The sequence below is a fragment of the Bacillus cereus group sp. N24 genome, assembly GCF_016483345.1.
Lineage (GTDB): Bacteria > Bacillota > Bacilli > Bacillales > Bacillaceae_G > Bacillus_A > Bacillus_A toyonensis.
In genome coordinates this window covers 15,521-32,088 of record NZ_JAEHCA010000034.1, presented here as the reverse complement: position 1 = coordinate 32,088, position 16,568 = coordinate 15,521, and the positions used below count along the sequence as shown (strand labels likewise).

Genomic DNA, 16,568 nt, shown 5'->3' with positions numbered 1-16,568 from the left:
TTATGAATAAGTTTGTCACGTTTCTTGATAAAAACTTATCTGGACCGATGGCAAGGCTTTCTGAACAGAGGCATTTACAAGCAATCCGTGATGGAGTTATTTCGGCGTTACCATTTATTATCGTAGGGAGTTTTTTTTTAATAGTAGCATTTCCACCATTACCGAAAGATAGTTTCATATCAGTATGGGCATTGAAAAATCAAACAAGTATATTAATACCATATCGGTTAACGATGTTTATTATGTCTTTATATATAGCATTTGGAATAGGATATAATTTAGCGAAAAGTTATAAGCTAGATGCTTTATCAGGAGCACAGCTTGCGGTATGTTCACTGCTATTAACGTTAACCCCTGAATTAATTGATAAAAAAGGATTTATGCTTCCGATGACAAATCTCGGAGGTCATGGATTATTTGTGACGATGATTGTTTCTATTTTATCCGTAGAGATATTAAGGTTTTGTAAGACGAAAAATGTAATGATTAAAATGCCAGAACAAGTACCGCCATCTGTATCACGTTCATTTGAAGCACTTATACCTGCTGCATTCGTTATTATTATAATGAGTCTAGTAACTGTCGTTTTTAGCATTGATTTACACCATGTTGTTGATAAATTAGCAGCACCATTAGTAAAAGCTGGTGATAGTTACTTCGGTGTAATCATTCCAGTGTTTTTAATTACATTTTTTTGGTCATTCGGAATCCATGGTGTGTCGGTTGTTGGAACTGTTGCTCGGCCATTATGGGAAGTTTACTTAGGGAAAAATGGTGAAGCAATTGCTAGTGGAGCAGATCAGTTGCCATTCATATCACCAGAACCGTTATATCAATGGTTTATATGGATTGGCGGTTCTGGTGCGACGTTAGGGCTTGTATTAGCTATGATTGTATTTGGTCGATCAAAATATTCGAAAGCATTATCAAGAACTTGTATTGTTCCTGGTATTTTTAATATTAATGAACCTGTTATTTTCGGATTACCGATTGTACTAAATCCAATTTTAATTATCCCGTTTATCATTACACCACTCGTAACAGCAACAGTTGCATATTCAGCAACTGCGATGGGATTTGTAACGCCAACACATATTATGCCGCCGTGGACATTACCAGCTCCAATTGGCGCGTATTTAGCCACAGGTGGGGATTGGCGTGCAGTGGTATTAGTTTTTATAAATATAGCAATATCATTTCTTATTTACCTACCATTCTTTAAAATGTATGACAAAAATATGATTGAAATTGAAAAGAATGGTGACGGGGAATCTGTTAGTCCTTAAGCTTTATACGGTTATTTTGAGTGATAGACTTTTTGTCTATCACTTCTTTCATATTAAACTGAGAGAAGGTATAAAGGAATGAATATAAAATTTAGTTATAAAGGTGTATTTATATTATTGTTTGGAGTAATATGTGCAAATTTACTTTTAGTACCTTTATTAAGAATACTAAATCTATCACAAATGCATAGTATATGGCTCGTTACAAGTATTGCGGCAAGTGTTTTGCTTACAATCGTTGTTTCTTTTATTGATGGCACATTTGTATCGAAAGTCCAGTTGTTTATTAGATTTGTATTGTTTTCTGTAGGTTGTACGTTGTTTACTTACATAATTGTTTTTTAGTGAATAGGGGGCATGCATAGTATGTATATTGCAGGGATAATGTCCGGTACATCGTTAGACGGAATAGATGTAGCGCTCGTTCATATTGAAGGAAACGGTGTAGATTCTAAAGTTGAACTCATTCATTTTACTACTGTTCCACTTTGTAAGGATATAAAAAATGAGATACAGCAGGCTTTATCAATTGATACATCTAATGTTCAATTGATATGCAGTTTGAACTTTAAGCTTGGTTTATGTTTTGCTAATGCTGTAAAGGAAGTTTGTAAAAAGGCTAATTTGTCATTGGAACGATTAGATTTAATAGGTTCTCACGGACAAACGATTTATCATCAGCCAAAGCAAGAAGGCAATTTTATTTCTTCGACATTACAAATTGGAGAACCAGCAGTTATAGCATATGAAACGGAAACAACAGTAATCTCTAATTTTCGAACGATGGATATGGCAGCAGGGGGACAAGGCGCACCACTTGTACCATATTCAGAGATTATTTTATACCAGCATCAAACTAAAAATAGGCTACTGCAAAATATTGGCGGGATTGGTAATGTTACAGTCATTCCAAGTAAACGAAGTAATAAAAGTGTTATTGCTTTTGATACTGGTCCAGGAAATATGGTAATTGATGAAGTGTGTCAAAGGTTATTCCATTTACCATATGATCAAAATGGTGAAATTGCAAAACAGGGAGTAGTTGTAGATGAAATATTAACATACTGTATGAACCATCCATTCTTAAAAATGAAACCACCCAAATCAACAGGTAGAGAACAATTTGGAAAAGAGTTTGTGAGTGAATTATTAAAGCGATTTGAAAAGTATAGTAAAGAAAGTATATTGACGACTGTCACGATGTTTACAGCAAGTTCAATTGTTCATCATTATAAGGAGATTATTTTTCCATTGTATGAAATTGATGAGGTAGTTCTAGGTGGAGGCGGAAGCTATAATGACACACTTGTCGAAATGATACAGAATAAATTAAGAGAAGAAAGATGCAGAATATGTATTCAAGAAGATATTGGGTATTCTTCAGCGGCGAAAGAAGCAATCGCATTTGCAGTTTTAGCAAACGAAACGTACCATCGTAATCCGAGTAATGTGCCGAGTGCTACAGGTGCTAAGGAACCGGTTGTTTTAGGGAATATAACTTTCCATACGACTAGAAGATGAAAGTAGGGCAAGTAAATGAAGTATATGATTGGAGTAGATGGTGGGGGGACGAAGACAGAAGCAATTGCATTTGATCAAGACGGAAATGAGCTTGCGAGAGGTACGAGTGGATTTGGAAATATAGTAATAAATTATGAGAATGCACTCACACATATTATAGATGCGATTAATCAATGTTGGGAACGTTTAATAAATGAGCATTGCGTTTGTATTTGTTTAGGATTAGCAGGTATAAGTGGAGCAAATACAAATGAATTAACAATACGTCTAAAAAAGAAGTACGGAACACAAATTGAAGTTTTTAATGACGCAATGATTGCACATGCAGCTGCTTTAAAAGGGAAGGAAGGAATTTTAACAATTGGCGGTACAGGTGCGATTTGCCTAGGAAAGAAAGGGACAGTATACGAGTATAGCGGTGGATGGGGACATATTTTAGGGGATGAAGGAAGCGGATATTGGATTGCATTACAAGCTTTAAAGAAAATGGCATTACAATTCGATCAAGGAGTTAGCCTTTGTCCATTAAGCTTGAATATTCAAAGGCAGTTTCAACTTTTGACACCGTCTCATATAAAAAGCCTAGTATATACTTCTTCAAAAGATAAAGTTGCAGCAATCGCACCATTAGTTATTCAGGAAGCGAGAAATGGGAATGAGGGTGCACATGAAATTATGATGCAAGCTGGTAAGGAATTAGCGAGAATTACAGTAGATGTTTATAATAAGATGCAATGTAAGTTTTCAACTCCAATTGCAGTAAGTGGTAGCATACTACGTTTAGTTCCTGAAATATATGATGTATTTAAGAAGTGCTGTGAGGAAAGGATTGAAGAACTTACATTTGTATCACAATCAGAAATGGCAGTGAAAGGAACATATTATTTAATGAAGGATTTATATTTTAAAGTGTAAATAGATAAATGAGAATTTTTATATGATTTGTAAAAATATGATGTTAAAATGTGCAAAGGGATGTAGATTGAAAAATGTACAATATACGTAGTAATTGAATAGTGTATATGTATTCCCATGTAGAAAGTGAATGATTACATGATTAATAGTATGCAGTTTTTGTATTTGGTGGCTTCTTATTTATTTGGTAACATCTTGACCGCTTATATAGTAACAAAGTTGAGACATAACGTTGATATTAGGGATGAAGGAAGTGGAAATCCTGGCGCAAGAAATATGGGGCGTGTATATGGAAAATGGTATTTCGTCGTTACATTTTTAGGTGATGCGATTAAAGGTGCAATTGTAGTTTGTATAGCAAAATATCTTTTTGAAGATGCTACATTCGTAATGTTAACATTATTGACCGTTATTATTGGACATATTTACCCAATGTTGTTTAAAGGTAGGGGCGGAAAGGGCATTTCGACATTTATCGGAGGACTCATCGCATTTGATTATTTGATAGCGCTTACCCTCATAGGTATTTTTATTGTTTTTTATTTAATATTTAAAGGATTTACAAAGCCAGGGTTAATTACAATCGCTTGTTTGCCATTTTGTATGGTTTTTTATTCTTACTCTATTGGTACGACTATATTAAGTGTACTTATTATTGTTCTTATTTTATATGTAAATCGAGAATAAAGTGAACCTTTTATCCCGCATTAAAGGGCAATAAGACCCCCACCTCAAAATTCAGCGGAAGCAAAGAAGTTAGGTGGGGGTCGGGCTGCCCGTAAAAGCCCGATTGGTGAAGGCTAATAATCAGTGGGGGTATCTCCACTTATAATTTTTATGAATTAAACAACGAGCAATAAGTAGAGAGAAAGGGGATAGGACATGGGGATAATTTATAAAATTGCTGATCAAGCTTGGGAATTTGAAAGTATACATAAATTGAACTATAAAACATTTGTAGAAGAAATTCCGCAACATGAAGAAACGGAGGAACGTTTGCGTATAGATCGATTTCATGAAGAAAATACATATTTAATTTGTTTAGATGGTGAGAAGTTAGTAGGTATGGTCGCGGTAAGAGGAAAACGCCCATTCTCATTACACAATAAAATCTCAAATTTAGATGTATATTTAAACAAACATGGTGAAAACATATATGAAATTCGTTTGCTTTCAGTAGAACGTGAATATCGAAATGGTAGAGCGTTGTTAGGATTAATTCGCTTTTTACATCGTTATTTGCTTCTAAATGGATATGAATTGGCACTCATTTCAGCTACAACACGTGAGCTGCCTTTATATAAGCAAATGGGGTTCAAATCTTTCCATACGTTAGTTGGAACAGAAGAAGCAGCTTTTCAGCCAATGTATGTTACACCTACTATGTTCGAAGAATCGAGTGTTGGAGGTATTATGACGAAAGAATTTACGTTTTTACCTGGCCCAGTAGACATGGAAGAGAATGTTCAAAAGGCGTTTTCTACTAAGCCTATTTCGCATCGTTCTAAGTCATTTCAAGTGACAATGGACAATGTAAAGAAACGATTACTTCAAATGACAAAAGCAAAACATGTACAAATTATGTTAGGAACAGGGACGTTAGCGAATGATGCGATTGCTTTACAGATACGTTCTTTAAAAGGTAAAGGGTTAGTTTTAGCGAATGGAGAGTTTGGTAATAGATTAATTGAGCAGGCAAAACGAGCACATTTAAATTTTGATACGTATAAAAAACAAATGGGAGAGCCGTTTAAACAAATCGAATTAGAAAAAATAATTGTAAGTGGAAATTATGAATGGCTTTGGTTTGTTCATCATGAAACATCAACTGGAATGTTAAATAATTTGGACGAGCTAAATGTTTTTTGTAAAAAATATCATATGAAACTATGTGTAGATTGTATTAGTTCAATTGGAGCGATACCGATAGATTTGAAGGATGTATATTTTGCAAGTGGCGTTAGCGGGAAAGCGATTAAATCATTTACAGGACTATCTTTCGTTTTTCATAATCACAATATAGAGAAAAATGAAGCAATACCTGCGTATATGGACATTGGTATGTATGAAATGAATGACAGTATTCCATATTCTCATTCATGGAATTTAATTTACGCACTGCAAGAAGCATTGAAGAAATTTGAGGATGAAACGGCGTTTGTAAAAATAAAAGAGACATATGCTTATATGGAAGAAGCTATTACTAATATGGGTTTAAAGCTTGTTTCACCTAAAGAGCACACCGCGCAAATTATACTCACCATTCAGTTAAATGAAGGGTATTCTTCTAAAACAGTAGGCGATGCATTAGCATTGCAAGGATACATTGTTCATTATGAGTCATCTTATTTGCAAAAAAATAATTGGATCCAAATTGCATGTTTAAATCATTATAAAGAACGTGATAGGAAGAGGATGTTGAATTGTTTGCAGGTGTGTGTTACAGAAAGTCCTTTTAGCGTAAATAATTATATATAAATTTTATAAAGTTATAATTTACACTTGCTAAGCGAATAGAAGTACATGTATTGACAACAGTTTAAAAGAGAGCGAAAGCCCTCTTTTAAACTTACTTAAATGGACTACTCACAGATTGGAATACCGAGAACTCTCAAAGCTAGTGCTACTTGAAGAGTAATTTCCAATCTAGCAATTTCGATGCCAGCAACTGTGAGTACTAAAAAAGGTTGGCCGTTAACGAACACAATACAACTTTCCATATATACGCCTCCTTTCTAGTAATCTACTACAGTATATGAATAAAACTATAATACGTTATAGTCGAATTTATGAATTTTATGAAAAATAATAGATTTAACCTATGTTCACGAAATAAATGGGCTCATAGTGTCAATCATATAATAAAAAGCATCTAAAATAAGATGCTTTTTATTATATGTACGTTTTCAGCGTGACAATAAATAAAGCGAATCAATGATCAATAGAGAGGGAAATATATTGATAAATATTTGTATGAGGTAAACTAAGAAGGTTTTAGAAAAACAAAAAGGAATTTTTATACTTGTAACATAAAAATTCTAGGGGGATGTTAATATGGAAAAAACTATGATGGTAGAAACAACAAACATGATGATGTCTATGGAAAAAATGATGTGTGAAATGAAGTGTATGAAAATGATGATGAATAACATGATGCAAATGGATGTAGAAATGGATAAGGCAATGATGGTAAAAATGAACGAATGTGATGAAATGATGAAGACAACTATGTCTATGATGAAAGCGATGAAAGAGAAATGTTGTTGAAGTAACAAAGTATAGCGTAAAATGATGCGGATTTTGCAAATTTGAATTAGAAAAGAGCCTGTATTAGTTGGTACATTAAAATAGGCTCTTTTTAAAGATTGTTCAAAAATAAATTGATTTGTTAGAAAAGAACTAAAAGATTATTTTAGTTCTTTTTTCTGTTTTAACACTGTTCAAATCATTGGATTAAAAGCTATAGATGATGGATAAGTAGTGAACAAAGACAAGCGAGAGCCTATCTTTATTCGTTAAATGTGTGCTGAAGTAAAAAATGACTCCATTTTAATTTTACTCTTTTCACGAATTTCAGCGTCTGCATGCCTCATAACGTATTTATGCGCTACAGCAATTGCTAAAACATCATCTAATAAGCCAACCCCGATAATAGCAGCTATATCTGGAATGAAATCGATTGTTAATACGTAATAGGACAAAGCAGCTAATATTATGAGTTTTGCTTTAGTAGGTAACGTTTTCTTTTTCATTGTGTAAAATAAAATAATACTTTCATATACGCTGGATTTTCCAAGGTTTGCGGAGCTTTTTTTGAATTTTTTCCAAAGCGTCTGTTTCTCCATATAAACACTCCTTTTACAAAAACATATATTTTTTAAAAGGATGGACAAAGAAGTGAGGGAATAATCAATTTTATTTTTGTTTCTTAATTTATAATTCCATAAGAATAGGAAATTACCTGTTCAAAATAATATAATGTTTATGATGCAACGACCTACAGTGTTTCATTACATAGTATGGATAATAAAATTTATGTAGTCAAAAATGGTGAGGTTGCTGATATTGTAAGAAAGGCTATTTTCCATGGGCATGGATTTGATCCGGTTCATTGTTTAGGAGAAGAGAACGGCAATACTTATAGGTTAGCTTTAGAATTGGGTGACATTATGTACTATAATCTCTATCACGGCTCATGAGGTGGAATATACGTTAGATGACATCGCTCAAATGAATATATCTAAATTAGCAATAAGATACCCAGACGGATTTAATCGAGAAGCTTGTCGGAAATCTGTTGATGGGAAGTGAGGCTAAGTTTGAATTTTGTACAGAAACTAAAGAAGCCCATACTTCAATTCGTGATATGTATAGTAAAATGTATGTGGATGATGCAGTTATTATTAAATATTTAATAAACGGTATGGGGGAAGGGAAATGAAGATAATAGAATTGCCAATTGAATTTGAATGTAACGGGCGAAAACAATGGATTTATCCGAGCTTAATTGTATTAAACAATGAATTAACTTTAGTAGATACAGGTTATAAAAATTTTTTACCTTTAATTGAAAATGAAATTTTAAAACATGGATATGAGATGAAAAACTTAAAAAATATAATTATTACTCATTATGATGATGATCATATAGGATCTTTATATGATTTCAAAGTGAAATATCCTCACATTAATATTATTGCTAGTGAAATAGAATCCAACTACATTAATGGTGAAATAAAATCAGAGAGACTAGTTCAAGCTGAAGAAATGTTAGAACATATGCCAATTGAAGAAAAAGAATTTGGTGAATGGTTTATACAACAGTTAAAAAATATAAGACATATTTCTGTCGATGAAAAAGTATATGATGGTCAAATGATTTTGAATGATAAATGTCAAATAGTAGCGACGCCAGGACATACTTCGGGGCATATTTCATTATATTTTCCGGACTTAGACTGTGTAATTACAGGGGATGCGGCCGTTCAAGATAATAATGAATTAGTAATAGCTAATCCAAATTTTTGCTTAGATATAGAAAAAGCGGAAGAATCTTTAAAGAGAATTAAAAACCTTAAAGCAGCAAGTTATTATTGCTATCATGGAGGAAAACTCATTATATAAAATATATAAAAAAACCGATCTTTCTTATATTGAAAAGATCGGTTTTTTAATTCATAGATTCCGCAATTCTTATTAAATCAATAACATTGTATTTTCTTTTTATGTATAGTTTGTTACCAAGGGCGATTTTATATTGAAAACCGTCCTTCTGAAAGATAAGTTCGTATGCTAAATCAAAATGAGGATTATATACTGCCTTTATATTATGTTTTAAAATGTAAAATTTAGTGCCCTTATGTACATATTGATCTAATTTATGTTGAACTGGTGAAACAGTGATTTTAAAAATCCCATTACTATCTTTATTGTAGTATCGTAGTTCTAAGTAATCGTTATAGATGTACCCTTGAAATTCATGAATTTCGAACGGGAATTTTGTAGGAGTAAGTATATGTTCCTTACACTTCATTTCATATTTTTTTACAATAGTAGCTTCTTTCATTAGAGGATTAGTTCCATCATAAATTTGATTAATTTGAGATATTTTATTGTTTTTTGTTATTATTTCTAAAATGTAACCGATAGTAAATTCATCATCAGTGTCTTTGAAATAGGAAATAAGAATTGTAGTATCCTCTTTTGGAGATGGTATTATTTTAATTTCATGAATAGGTTTTTCCTTTTGGAATGTAGGTAGTTCAATCCCTTCTGTTACATATGACCGCATTAATTTTTTATCATTTTGGAGTAAAGCTTGTTTAAATTCACTTATCACATTTGTTTGAGATTTTGCCATAATAATTGAGGTCGATTGAAAATATAGTAAGAACAATATACAAAATATCTTTATGAATGTATTGGTCAATTTTATCACCTTGTAACTATGTTTCCTTAACATTGAAATATATATGTATAGGAGGGGAAAAGATGAGTTTATTGCTTGATGTAATAATGGCTATAATTACATTTTATCCTCGAAATGATATGAAATTAAAACATCATATTGCAAAGTTAAGTGAATTCGAGTGGTTTCGAAAGCTACACGAAGATACAAAGTATACAAGACTAATTTGGAGTAATAGAAAAATTAAAAAGTTCATTTTGTCTACTACTAACATGAAAGCATTAATAAATTCCGAGAAAAAACAAAAAAAATTAGTTCATCTAGTACATGATGAGTATAAAAAAAGAAGATAAGAATTTTTTTATTTTTCATATTTGGCGAAACAAATGGTACAATAAAAGCTAATGTGAAAAATAAGGAAAAGAAGTGGTCTATTTGAAAAACTTTTTAGAATTAGGAATTAGTGAAACTTTTAATCATACATTACGTGAAAATGGAATTACGGAAGCAACACCAATTCAGGAAAAAGCAATTCCTGTTATTATGTCAGGTAAAGATATTATTGGGCAGGCGAAAACAGGAACGGGTAAAACGTTAGCATTCGTGTTACCGATTTTAGAAAAAATCGATACAGAGTCTAGTGATGTTCAGGCTTTAATTGTTGCACCAACAAGGGAACTAGCCCTGCAAATTACAACTGAAATTAAAAAAATGCTTGTTCAAAGAGAAGATATTAATGTACTAGCGATTTATGGTGGGCAAGATGTAGCACAACAATTGAGAAAATTAAAAGGTAATACACATATTGTTGTTGCAACACCAGGACGATTATTAGATCATATACGACGTGAAACAATTGATTTAAGTAATCTTTCAACGATTGTACTAGATGAAGCGGATCAAATGCTTTATTTCGGTTTCTTATATGATATTGAAGATATTTTAGATGAGACACCTGGTAGTAAACAAACGATGTTATTCTCAGCAACGATGCCAAAAGATATTAAAAAATTAGCGAAGCGTTATATGGACGAGCCGCAAATGATTCAAGTACAAAGTGAAGAAGTAACGGTTGATACAATTGAGCAGCGTGTCATTGAGACGACAGACCGTGCAAAGCCAGATGCACTTCGTTTTGTTATGGATCGTGATCAGCCATTTTTAGCTGTTATTTTCTGTCGTACAAAGGTTAGAGCAAGTAAGCTTTATGATAATTTAAAAGGATTAGGTTATAATTGTGCTGAACTTCATGGTGATATACCTCAAGCGAAACGTGAAAGAGTTATGAAGAGTTTCCGCGAAGCTAAAATTCAGTACTTAATCGCAACGGATGTAGCAGCTCGTGGACTTGATGTAGATGGTGTAACGCATGTATTTAACTTTGATATCCCTGAAGATGTAGAAAGTTACATTCACCGCATTGGCCGAACAGGACGTGCAGGTGGATCAGGTCTTGCAATTACGTTCGTTGCAGCGAAAGATGAAAAACATTTAGAAGAAATTGAAAAAACGCTTGGTGCACCAATACAAAGAGAAATAATTGAACAACCGAAGATAAAACGTGTAGATGAAAATGGAAAACCGGTACCAAAGCCGGCTCCGAAGAAATCAGGCCAATATCGTCAAAGAGATAGCCGTGAAGGTTCAAGACGTGATTCGAGAAATAGCTCAAGAAGTGATTCAAGAAATAGCTCGAGAAATGATAACAATCGATCATTTAATAAGCCAAGCAATAAGAAAAGTAGTACAAATCAAGGTCAGAAAAGACGTGGGCGTTAAAATATGAAGTGGTAATTGGGATGAAGAGATATATTGTTTGTTAATAGAGAAATCGATATATAATAAAAAAATCCTGATACAATTATGAATGCAGAAGGAGTCACAAAAATTTGTGGCTCTTTTTGTATTTTAAGATTAGGTTGGTATGCATTTGCTCAATGAGAGTAAAGTTGATAATTTCATTTACCGTATTTAAAATGAATTGAAAAATAAAGAAAGAATAAAATGTGGAGTTTTATTTGTCTGAATGTTCAGGAGGTTATATAATGATTTTCTGACTATTAAAATATGGAGGAGTGCAAATGAAAAATGAAACGTTACACACACAAGAAGACATTTTAAAAATGCTTGATTCATTATTAAGACCTGCAGAACCATTTTGGAATGAATTTTATGCCAATAGAGAAAAGGATGTTCCGTTTTTTGAAAATATTCCAGATGAGAATCTAGTTTCGTATATACAAAAAGAGAGAGTTTCAAAAGGGAAAGTATTAGAACTTGGATGTGGTCCAGGTAGAAATGCCATTTATTTAGCGAATGAAGGATTTGATGTTACAGCAGTGGATTTATCTGCAGAAGGCATTCAGTGGGCAAAAGAGAGGGCGTTGGCAAAAGGGGTACAAATTCACTTCATTTGTGATTCAATTTTCAATTTAGAGGTTCAAAATGAATTTGATTTTATATATGATTCTGGTTGCCTTCATCATATTCCACCACATAGAAGAATGAATTATATAGAGTTAATTGATAGATATTTAAAATCAGGTGGTTATTTCGGATTAACATGTTTTGCAGCAGGTGATTTGGATGAACGAAATGGATCAGAAATAACAGATTGGGACGTATATAGAGGTTGGAGTTTACAAGGTGGTCTTGCATATTCTGAAGAAAAATTGAGAGAGATATTTAAAGAGTTTGAAGTAATTGAAATTAGGAAGATGAAACAAATGAAACAACCGAATGATATGTTTGGGGAATCATTTCTTTGGACAGCATTGTTTAAGAAGAAATGAAAATTAGATAATTGACAAATTCATCGTTTTTATAGACAATACATTTATAAGAATATACGTTCGGTTTTGTTGGCCGATGTATGTTTTGCATAAATACATAACAAGGGGCTGTCTCTATATGAGTAACACAAATCAAAAAATTACTACATTTTTAATGTTTGAAGGAAAAGCTGAAGAAGCGATGAATTTTTACACATCCCTATTTGATCAATCAGAAATTGTAAGTATCTCTCGCTACGATGAAAATGGACCTGGTAAAGAGGGAACTGTAATTCATGCAACTTTTACGCTAAACGGACAAGAGTTCATGTGTATTGATAGTTATGTAAAGCATGATTTTACATTCACTCCAGCTATGTCACTTTATGTAACTTGTGAAACGGAAGAAGAAATTGAAACTGCTTTTAATAAGTTAGCACAAGATGGAGCAATTCTTATGCCTTTAGGTGCCTATCCATTTAGTAAAAAGTTTGGTTGGTTAAATGATAAGTATGGTGTGTCTTGGCAGTTAACGCTTGCTGAATAAAAAAGAAGCATCACTTATTTGTATAATGTGTTCAGTTAAGAGTTTGAAAAATTAAATAACTTTAAAAAGCGTTCCAACTGTCAACAGGTTTGGAACGCCTTTTTTGTTGGTATATCATTTTTGGGGAATTGTTAATTAATATCGTTTATTTTAAATGAATTGAATAGTCGTCTAATTTCATGTTTATTTAGAATATTTTTAAATTTACGGTCGATTATCTGTTAAGATAAATATATACAACTGTGTATTTACTATCTGGTAGGTTAATAGAAAAAGGAATGTATAAATAGTTAATAATCTTACACTTAAATTGCAACTAGATAGTTAGGGGGAAGAATCGTAATGGATACTACACAACAAAACAGTAATGCATGGGATAAGAAGGTTGAAGAAGGTTCTAGATACACGCAGCCTGTAAGTAGCGAGGTTATTGAGAAAAGCAAATCAGGTGAATGGGAGATTACAGTAACTACGGAAAAATCAGTTCCTAGAGAGTGGTTTCCAAAGTCATTAGATGGATTAAAGATACTTTGCTTAGCATCAGGTGGCGGACAACAAGCACCAGTTCTAGCTGCTGCTGGAGCAGATGTAACAGTTACTGATATATCTAAGAAGCAATTGGCACAAGATGAAAAGGTAGCAAAACGGGAGGGTTTGACTTTAAAAACAGTACAAGGAGATATGTCAGACCTTAGTGATTTTGAAGATGGATATTTTGATATTGTCGTAAATCCTGTTTCTAATTTGTTTGTAAAAGATGTTAATCTTGTATGGAATGAAGTTTCAAGGGTTTTAAAGAATAAAGGTATTCTTATTTCTGGATTTACAAATCCTTTACTATGGATTTTTGATGACAACCAAGAACAAAAAGGTATTCTTGATGTTAAACATTCAATACCTTCATCAACATTGGATTATTTACCAGAGGATGAAGTTCAAGATTACATCAATTCAAATCAAACAATAGAATACGCACATACTTTAGAAAACCAAATCCAAGGTCAAATTGAAGCTGGTTTTGTTATAGTGGGTTTTTATGAGGATGATTTTGGTGGAACAAGGATATTAGATAAGCATATTAAAACATTTATTGCTACAAAAGCTATAAAGTTAAAGGTTGATTAAGAATTTTAGCTTGTTACACAGGGTGTTAATCGAAGAAGGGGTTTATAAATAGTAAAAGTTCAATGTATGTCAAAAAGGATGGCACTTACCATCCTTTTCCTTGTGTATTTTGAGTGGCAAAACAAGTTTTACAACTTTTAGCTGAACCTGTTATTACTTATAGCGACGCTTTTTCTTTTTAAGAATTTTGGCTGCCGAATCTTTTTCCAAGTTTAGCTAACAATTCAGGCTGATCCCCTTGACTCATTACAACTTCAATAAAGATAAGTCGATTCATATTAAAACTTATTTTATTTAAGACTTCTGCTAACTCTATTTCATTTTCTACTTTAAATGTGAGACTTTTTTCTTCTGATCCGAATACATTTGGTAGTTTATTATAATCCCACATTTGTATGTCATTATATGGTTGGTCTCGTCCATGAATCGCGCGTTCAACAGTATATCCGTAGTTATTAATTAAAAATATGATTGGTTTTAAATTATGACGTAACATAGTGGATAATTCTTGAACAGTTAACTGGAATGAACCATCACCAATAATTAAAATGTTACGCCGTGTTACATTAGCGAGTTGTGTTCCTAATAGAGCGGGAAGTGTATATCCGATAGATCCCCATAACGGTTGTCCTACAAATGTAGCGTTATTAGGTAAAGGGATAGCGGCACTACCGAAGTATGGTGTTCCTTGCTCTGCAATTAAGACGTCGTTTTCTTGTAAGAAGTGGTACAATTGTTGCCAAAAACGTTGTTGTGTAACGATTTGTGCTTTTGGATTGAACTCTTTAGTAATAGATGATGATTCTGAAATAAACGACTTAATTTCCAGTGTTTCTTCATTACGATGCTCGATCGAATCACTTAAATGTTGTAGTACATCTTTCATTACAACCGGTCCGTATTTTTTATCTATAATTTTCACAGTATAGGGATGGATTTCAATAACTTGTTCTTTCGTAAAACCTTGTGTAAAGCCACCGGTAATAGTATCAGTTAATTTCACACCGATACTAATGATGCAGTCAGATTCATCAACTCTTTTTCGCAAGTATGGAGGACTAACATCGCCAGTATAAACCCCTATAAATTGAGGGTGTTTTTCTGGGAATATTCCTTTTCCCATACTTAATGTCGCGATAGGGAAGCCAGTTTTTTCTACGAGTTGATGTAAATCCTCCTGAGCATGAAATCGATCCACTTCAAAATCAGCTAAAATAACAGGTTTTTTTGCGCTATTTATTTTGGAAGTGGCATGTAGAAGCATTTTATCTAATGCGTCTTTATTACTTACTATGGGATGATTTAAGATTGGTTCCGTAGGTTTATTAATTGGTTTATTATATACATCGATCGGTAAATTAATATGAACTGGACGTTTTTCATTCCAACATGCACGGAGTACACGGTCAATTTCCTCAGCGGCATGCTCAGGGATTAAATTTGTTTGTGCTACCGTAATTTCTCGATACATATTGGAAAAGTGATCGAACTTTCCATCACCTAATGTATGATGAACGAGTTCTCCATTTTCTATTACGGTTGTTGTTGGTGTACCGGTGATTTTTATAACTGGTACGTTTTCGGCATATGAGCCGGCAATGCCGTTTATGGCGCTCAATTCCCCGACACCAAAAGTGGTAATAAGAGTAGCGACGCCTTTTATGCGAGCATATCCATCTGCTGCATATGCCGCATTTAATTCATTACAGTTGCCAATCCACTCTAAATTTTCATGTGCAATCACATCATCTAAAAAGGCAAGATTATAATCACCAGGAACACCAAATATATGCTCAATTCCTAATTCATGTAATCGATCTAATAAATATGTACTTACAGTGTATTGCGTTTTCAAGAGAATCATCTCCTAATTATTTTAGTTCGTGTAGTGAATGCTTCAATGGATTACAGAAGTTCAAGTGCGTTGATTAAAATATTCATTACTGGATTGTGGTATAATTTACATACAGGGGGAAAGTAGATGACACGACATAAAGAAGAACAGATGAATGAGGCATTGGCATTATTTTATTTTGCATATAAAACATTTACTGAAAAGCCAGATGAAATTATAAAAGAGTATGGTATACAACGAGTACATCACCGAATTTTATTTTTTATCGCACGTTTTCCAGGGATAAGTGTAAATGAGTTACTATCGCTATTAGAAATAAGTAAACAAGCTCTTCACGGACCACTGCGTCAACTTGTGGAAAAAGGACTAATTGAAAGTAATGAAGCTACTCATGATCGTCGAGTAAAACAATTATCCTTAACAGAAGAAGGTACAGATTTAGAGAAAAAACTAAGTGATGTTCAAAGAAAGCAAATGGGTGCTATTTTTTCAAAATTTGGTGAATCATGTGAAGAGAATTGGCATCAAGTTATGAACGAAATGGCAAATAGCCGTTCAGGTCATGATGCATGGATATCGAAAAGAGAAATTCCAGTTGATCAAAAATAATGAGAAATAGGCCTTTCTTTATAGTTTGAAA

Annotated in this window: 18 protein-coding genes and 1 pseudogene; 15 read left to right on the top strand and 4 right to left on the bottom strand. The window is 33.0% G+C overall.

Annotated features, from left to right (window positions below):
* The first annotated feature begins 2 nt into the window (after window positions 1–2).
* From JDS95_RS27345 to JDS95_RS27320, 6 genes are all read left to right on the top strand, one after another.
* A complete protein-coding gene (locus JDS95_RS27345; protein ID WP_001032297.1) occupies window positions 3–1,286 on the top strand; it encodes a PTS sugar transporter subunit IIC in 1,284 nt (427 codons plus the stop codon).
* 78 nt (window positions 1,287–1,364) lie between these two features.
* Entirely contained in the window at window positions 1,365–1,631 is a 267-nt protein-coding gene (locus JDS95_RS27340; RefSeq protein ID WP_001021947.1) for a hypothetical protein, read from the top strand.
* Window positions 1,632–1,652: 21 nt separating this feature from the next.
* The gene (gene anmK / locus JDS95_RS27335; RefSeq protein ID WP_000274951.1) at window positions 1,653–2,807 is read left to right on the top strand and encodes an anhydro-N-acetylmuramic acid kinase AnmK; all 1,155 of its coding nucleotides are present in this window, start codon (window positions 1,653–1,655) and stop codon (window positions 2,805–2,807) included.
* 15 nt (window positions 2,808–2,822) lie between these two features.
* Window positions 2,823–3,722, top strand: a complete 900-nt coding sequence (locus JDS95_RS27330; RefSeq protein ID WP_000876608.1) for a BadF/BadG/BcrA/BcrD ATPase family protein — start codon at window positions 2,823–2,825, stop codon at window positions 3,720–3,722.
* Between the two features lie 138 nt (window positions 3,723–3,860).
* Complete coding sequence (gene plsY, locus JDS95_RS27325; RefSeq protein WP_000610844.1) at window positions 3,861–4,409, top strand: glycerol-3-phosphate 1-O-acyltransferase PlsY; 549 nt, start codon at window positions 3,861–3,863, stop codon at window positions 4,407–4,409.
* 195 nt (window positions 4,410–4,604) lie between these two features.
* Complete coding sequence (locus JDS95_RS27320; protein WP_000511442.1) at window positions 4,605–6,200, top strand: aminotransferase class V-fold PLP-dependent enzyme; 1,596 nt, start codon at window positions 4,605–4,607, stop codon at window positions 6,198–6,200.
* A 104-nt stretch (window positions 6,201–6,304) separates the two neighbouring features.
* Here JDS95_RS27320 and JDS95_RS27315 read toward each other — a convergent pair whose 3' ends face one another.
* On the bottom strand, window positions 6,305–6,442 hold the full coding sequence (locus tag JDS95_RS27315; protein WP_000443202.1) for a DUF3956 domain-containing protein: 138 nt from the start codon (window positions 6,440–6,442) through the stop codon (window positions 6,305–6,307).
* Between the two features lie 334 nt (window positions 6,443–6,776).
* On the opposite strand from JDS95_RS27315, the gene JDS95_RS27310 reads away from it, so the two are divergent.
* Window positions 6,777–6,989, top strand: a complete 213-nt coding sequence (locus tag JDS95_RS27310) for a hypothetical protein (RefSeq protein WP_000416118.1) — start codon at window positions 6,777–6,779, stop codon at window positions 6,987–6,989.
* Window positions 6,990–7,237: 248 nt separating this feature from the next.
* Here the strand turns inward: JDS95_RS27310 and JDS95_RS27305 are convergent, their stop codons facing one another.
* Window positions 7,238–7,567 carry a YkvA family protein gene (locus tag JDS95_RS27305; RefSeq protein WP_000415069.1) on the bottom strand — a complete coding sequence of 110 codons (330 nt, stop codon included), beginning with the start codon at window positions 7,565–7,567 and terminating at the stop codon, window positions 7,238–7,240.
* 204 nt (window positions 7,568–7,771) lie between these two features.
* On the opposite strand from JDS95_RS27305, the pseudogene JDS95_RS31335 reads away from it, so the two are divergent.
* A pseudogene (locus JDS95_RS31335) lies at window positions 7,772–8,033 on the top strand (MazG nucleotide pyrophosphohydrolase domain-containing protein); the annotation flags it as partial.
* 126 nt (window positions 8,034–8,159) lie between these two features.
* Window positions 8,160–8,846: an MBL fold metallo-hydrolase gene (locus tag JDS95_RS27300; protein ID WP_085450782.1), complete on the top strand. Its 687-nt coding sequence runs from the start codon at window positions 8,160–8,162 to the stop codon at window positions 8,844–8,846.
* Window positions 8,847–8,892: 46 nt separating this feature from the next.
* On the opposite strand, the gene JDS95_RS27295 is transcribed toward JDS95_RS27300, so the two are convergent.
* The gene (locus JDS95_RS27295) at window positions 8,893–9,684 is read right to left on the bottom strand and encodes a hypothetical protein (RefSeq protein ID WP_085450781.1); all 792 of its coding nucleotides are present in this window, start codon (window positions 9,682–9,684) and stop codon (window positions 8,893–8,895) included.
* Window positions 9,685–9,713: 29 nt separating this feature from the next.
* On the opposite strand from JDS95_RS27295, the gene JDS95_RS27290 reads away from it, so the two are divergent.
* The 5 genes from JDS95_RS27290 to JDS95_RS27270 all read left to right on the top strand — a co-directional run bounded on the left by JDS95_RS27290 (window position 9,714) and on the right by JDS95_RS27270 (window position 14,073).
* A complete protein-coding gene (locus tag JDS95_RS27290; protein ID WP_000054888.1) occupies window positions 9,714–9,983 on the top strand; it encodes a hypothetical protein in 270 nt (89 codons plus the stop codon).
* Window positions 9,984–10,056: 73 nt separating this feature from the next.
* Window positions 10,057–11,409 carry a DEAD/DEAH box helicase gene (locus JDS95_RS27285; RefSeq protein WP_002043419.1) on the top strand — a complete coding sequence of 451 codons (1,353 nt, stop codon included), beginning with the start codon at window positions 10,057–10,059 and terminating at the stop codon, window positions 11,407–11,409.
* A gap of 302 nt (window positions 11,410–11,711) precedes the next feature.
* The gene (locus JDS95_RS27280) at window positions 11,712–12,422 is read left to right on the top strand and encodes a class I SAM-dependent methyltransferase (protein ID WP_000787488.1); all 711 of its coding nucleotides are present in this window, start codon (window positions 11,712–11,714) and stop codon (window positions 12,420–12,422) included.
* Between the two features lie 118 nt (window positions 12,423–12,540).
* Window positions 12,541–12,948, top strand: a complete 408-nt coding sequence (locus tag JDS95_RS27275; RefSeq protein ID WP_000072490.1) for a VOC family protein — start codon at window positions 12,541–12,543, stop codon at window positions 12,946–12,948.
* A gap of 342 nt (window positions 12,949–13,290) precedes the next feature.
* Window positions 13,291–14,073, top strand: coding sequence for a class I SAM-dependent methyltransferase (locus JDS95_RS27270; protein WP_000381789.1), 783 nt, complete (start codon window positions 13,291–13,293; stop codon window positions 14,071–14,073).
* Window positions 14,074–14,251: 178 nt separating this feature from the next.
* On the opposite strand, the gene JDS95_RS27265 is transcribed toward JDS95_RS27270, so the two are convergent.
* Window positions 14,252–15,928, bottom strand: a complete 1,677-nt coding sequence (locus tag JDS95_RS27265) for an alpha-keto acid decarboxylase family protein (protein ID WP_000857135.1) — start codon at window positions 15,926–15,928, stop codon at window positions 14,252–14,254.
* A 126-nt stretch (window positions 15,929–16,054) separates the two neighbouring features.
* Here JDS95_RS27265 and JDS95_RS27260 point away from each other — a divergent pair, with 126 nt between their 5' ends.
* Window positions 16,055–16,537: a MarR family winged helix-turn-helix transcriptional regulator gene (locus JDS95_RS27260; protein WP_000196695.1), complete on the top strand. Its 483-nt coding sequence runs from the start codon at window positions 16,055–16,057 to the stop codon at window positions 16,535–16,537.
* The last annotated feature ends 31 nt before the right edge of the window (window positions 16,538–16,568 follow it).